Source organism: Enterobacter sp. CFEC122, from assembly GCF_052983755.1.
In genome coordinates this window covers 1-4,281 of the sequence record NZ_JBRIQR010000087.1, presented here as the reverse complement: position 1 = coordinate 4,281, position 4,281 = coordinate 1, and the positions used below count along the sequence as shown (strand labels likewise).

The 4,281-nt window shown below is 44.6% G+C and carries 4 protein-coding genes; 2 read left to right on the top strand and 2 right to left on the bottom strand.

Translation table 11 applies throughout. The annotated features are described in order from the left end of the window. Positions 1-253: 253 nt before the first annotated feature. On the bottom strand, positions 254-1,267 hold the full coding sequence (locus tag ACVCAM_RS25925) for a hypothetical protein (RefSeq protein WP_025912435.1): 1,014 nt from the start codon (positions 1,265-1,267) through the stop codon (positions 254-256). Between the two features lie 155 nt (positions 1,268-1,422). Further along, positions 1,423-1,890 carry a DUF1643 domain-containing protein gene (locus ACVCAM_RS25920; protein WP_025912434.1) on the bottom strand — a complete coding sequence of 156 codons (468 nt, stop codon included), beginning with the start codon at positions 1,888-1,890 and terminating at the stop codon, positions 1,423-1,425. A gap of 192 nt (positions 1,891-2,082) precedes the next feature. On the opposite strand from ACVCAM_RS25920, the gene ACVCAM_RS25915 reads away from it, so the two are divergent. Then, a complete protein-coding gene (locus ACVCAM_RS25915; RefSeq protein WP_023344851.1) occupies positions 2,083-2,643 on the top strand; it encodes a recombinase family protein in 561 nt (186 codons plus the stop codon). A 273-nt stretch (positions 2,644-2,916) separates the two neighbouring features. Beyond that, entirely contained in the window at positions 2,917-3,918 is a 1,002-nt protein-coding gene (locus ACVCAM_RS25910; RefSeq protein WP_025912433.1) for a PIN domain-containing protein, read from the top strand. Positions 3,919-4,281 lie beyond the last annotated feature (363 nt).

Sequence of the window (4,281 nt, the reverse complement as noted above, 5' to 3'; positions counted from 1 at the left end):
CTAGGAGATCCACTTTCCCGCACCAAACTTATCCGGATGCATTTGCACCGCGAACCCGATGTAGTGTCACAACGTTTGGTTCGTGTTTGATTGAAAGGAACTGCCACCGATAAACACCCTTAGCGAAGGTATGTGAGCTGATAGTTGAGTTGTTATATATAGTTATTAAGAGAACTGCATCCAGACCAGCAGGAATGCGGCCTCTTTCCTGCTGATTGTCACTTTTTTCTGGAATAGGGGAGCGGGCGGCGGCTCAAACGTTGAGACGGCGTAAAGCACCTTTGACGGCGTTTTGCAGATCGCTAACAACCGCCAGATGAGAGCTTTCTTTCCGTAGGCGCTTGTAACCGTTGACCATCATCCAGCTACGTTTATCCCTACGTCCGATGTTATTGAAAGAATGCAATCCGCGCTCGGCTGTTGCGTCGTTCACCCTACGAACTGCGTTGATAGCGGTAAACCGGAACAAATCACCGTCAGCCATCATTTCAGGCTCTATTGGTTTGCGAAATTTGAACAGGTGAGCGAGGGTTTCAAATCGAAAGCGCTGCATGTCGCTAAGATGGTGAAGAGAGTAGTGAGTGAGCGCAGCACCTTTTAACGTGACTTCAACACGAGCGCGTTGCTCTTCTACAGGTAGTTTCTGATCGTTGTCAGTGCGTTTGTGGTAGACCTGCCACGAGATGTTGTCCCACTTGTTACCAGTCCTGAAGTTTCGATATGGAGTAATACGTGTTCCGGGGAAAAGGTAGACATTTTTCCACGAAGCGGGATTGAATTGCCTTGGTCTGGTTCCGTTACTAAACAGGCTTGTCTGGAGCCGATAGGTCATTGCTCGTGTCGCTGATACTGACCGTTGTTTATGCCAGAAATCGCAGAAAACTTCGACTCCCACGATTTGTGGCTCACACGCAAATGGGAAACGGTTTTGCAATTGCTTGAGTGCAGCTTCCAGCTTCCCGCCATGGTTTGCCAGTAGATCACGGAAGCAAATCCGAAAAGTATCGTTAGTGCTGCTTATCGTAGGTTTTACCCACGTTTTAACGTTGTTGTCGGGACGGGGGGCGCATGATGACAGCTTTGAGATACGTAGACCGCAGGGTTTAACCCAGAGTTTTAATCCGGTGATTTTAAGTAATTCATCCTGAACGTAGCGATGCTGGGTCAGTCTGGAGAAGCTGATCTTTAAGTCCAGCCAATCGATCCCGGCTGAAACCTTAAAGGATTTGCGGTCTGCTTCAGCAGCTACGTATTTTCGACTCTTCATAGTGCGACCTTATTGAAGGGAACTTCAAACCGGCATCAGGGTCGTTCGAACTGAGCAGATTTGAGAACATTTCGAGCACGGTAGCACAATGGTTTTACGATAAAAATCTTACTTATCAATATACTGCGTTCATATTCTGAACGCAGTAGTTGTTGCTAACTTAAGGGTATGAGAACACTGTCATTTTTCATATACAGAGGGTGTTTGGGTTCACCTGTGGCGTTTAAGACAAAGCACATTGTGGTTTCTGGTAGCAACTGTCGGACTACTGTTGAGCGCTTGAGATGTCTGCCTTCGTTGCCCCATGCCGCCACTACCAGACCGGCACCGGCAATAAGCCTTATCAGATGGCTATCGTTATCTATACCAATGGGATCAGGTGCTTTCATCATTTCATGTCGCTGGGTATGAACGAACGCGAACAGGTTGGCCATGTATAGCCCGCCGTAGCCCCAGTTTTTGGCAAACGATATGCAGCGGCTCAAGGTGCGATCATCGTTCTCAGCATCGGCATATGAAGGGTTTAGCCCGATGAAAAGGGCATATGGTTTTGATTCGTCCCAGACTCGTGATAACGAGTAGCGATACTGGCCGCACGGTGAAAAAATCGCGTCTTTAATCATTCCAGTTGTCCTTATGAAGTGATGGTTTCAGCCTAACATTTCTTTATCCGTTTTAAGCGCCAACAAACGACCGTTTTCCGGCATCTCTGTTGAGGTGACTTCCAGACTGTGGAGAAATTAGCCTTGGCAATTGTTGGCAGGCGTCCTATTGTTGACACCGATTTCTGGCAGGGGCCGGGTGAGGAGATGACTATGGCGATTTTTGGCTACGGGCGTGTTTCGACATCGCAGCAAGATACTGAGAACCAGCGTTTGGAACTTGAGCAAGCTGGATGGACTTTCGACTTTTGGTTTACTGATGTTGTTAGCGGGAAGGTTCCTGCGGTGCAACGCAAAGCGTTTTCTGAAATGCTCAGCAAAATCCGCGATGGTGAAACGTTGGTAGTTGCAAAACTAGACCGTCTGGGGCGTGATGCGATTGACGTTCTGCAAACTGTCAGAAAGTTGGCTGACCGAAATATCAAGGTTATTGTCCACCAGCTTGGCACGACTGATCTCACCTCCGCTGCGGGTAAGCTTCTGCTGTCAATGCTGGCAGCGGTTGCAGAGATGGAGCGTGACTTGCTCATTGAGCGCACTCAGGCGGGGCTGTCACGAGCAAAAGCCGAAGGCAAGAAATTGGGCAGACCTTCTAAAATCGCACCAGAAGCCCGTATGGCGATTATAGAGAAAAAGAATAGCGGAGCCAGTGTCAGTGCGTTAGCGCGTGAATACGGCGTTTCCAGGGCCACTATAGCTGCAATACTTGATTAAGACTCATCTGCATCTCAGGCTCGAGCTGGCATTTTGGGTAGCGGTATGTATTTCTTTTGACCGTCAGGAGTGGTCTAAAAGAGGTTATGTTATATAGCTAATTCACATAGTTGATCGCCGTCCATTCAGGATTATGTATGATTGGTGTGCCATCAGATAGGCATCCAAGACCGAAGTAACATTCAGTTTGGTTTAAGGTGATTATTAATAATTGCTACCAACTTCTCTGAAGATTAGTATTGTTTCTATTCCTTACTTGTGGAGATTAAAAAAGTGCATTATCTCTACATCGATACCTGTGTTTGGCTAACTATAGCAAAGTCAAAGAACCAGCATGCACTACTTGAAGCATTTAACCAATTATTGAATAGTAACAACGCTGCTATTGTAATCCCAACCTTGGTGAAAGAAGAGTTCCTTCGAAATAAGGACAGGGTTATTGAGGCTACTAAGCAGCAAATTGGTTCGGAATTCCATAAAATCAAAAAAATAATTGGGGCTTATGGAGGTAATGGTAAGGACCAAGCGCTAGCTGTATTAAATGATGTTGGAAGTCGCTTGCCTATTTTAAGCGAAGTTACAGGGCATACAGCGGAGATGATTGAATCTCTGATGGATAAATGTATAAGTCTTGAGGCTAGTGATTCCGTTCGGTTAAAAGCCGTGGCAAGGGCATTGGATAAGAGAGCCCCTTTTCATCGCTCGAAAAACAGCGTTGCTGATTCAATATTAATTGAGTTGTTTTACGACTTTATGAAAGATAAAAATGGCGTCTTCCATTTTGTTACGGAAAACTATACGGATTTCAGCTCATTAACTGATAGGCGAAATCCACATCCGGATTTTGGTGAAATATTTTCTGATAATGTCCATTATCATTTAGATATTGCGGAGGCTATAAATAGTATAGAACCTGAGCTTTTGAGTGTGCTTGAAGAAGAAAATAATTGGTTTGATGATGACACAAGAAGCTTAACAGATATACTAACTGCGATTAATGAGTATTGTGAAAAAGTATGGTATAACCGGCATAAATACAGGGAGTATAAAATTGAAATAGGTGATATTTCTATAATACCTAAAGGAGATGCACGCCATGGTAATAATGTTATTCATGAAGATATCTGGGAAAGGGCAAAGTTGGCAGCTGAGAAAGTCGAAGAAAAATATGAAGACACTGGCCCTTGGGATGATTTTGAATGGGGAATGATCAATGGCAAGTTATCTGCCTTAAGATGGGTGCTTGGAGATGAATGGGATATGTTGGATACCTAGTGATAATTAATCCTGTTCACGGTTATGGATTACATCCTGCTGCTTTGAATATCCGCCTGTTTTTGAAGCTCTGGTTATGATTTATAAGTATTCAATATTGTGGCTTTTTCCGGTCAGCTTTCTAGTTCTAAACTGACCGGAGTAATTAGGAATTATGTAGCAAAAGCTGGAACCTTTACATGAGATGAAAACGCTTTCTTGAAACTATAAGATACTCAAATGCCAGATAGCTTCCGCATAACGTAGTTACATCTGCCTGTCTCCTGCTGTGGGTTTGATAAAAAGATGCAGTATGCGATCAGAAGTTGTTTATACAGTTTGACCTGCTCCCCGTTGATTAGTACACCCCGATGTTAGTAATGT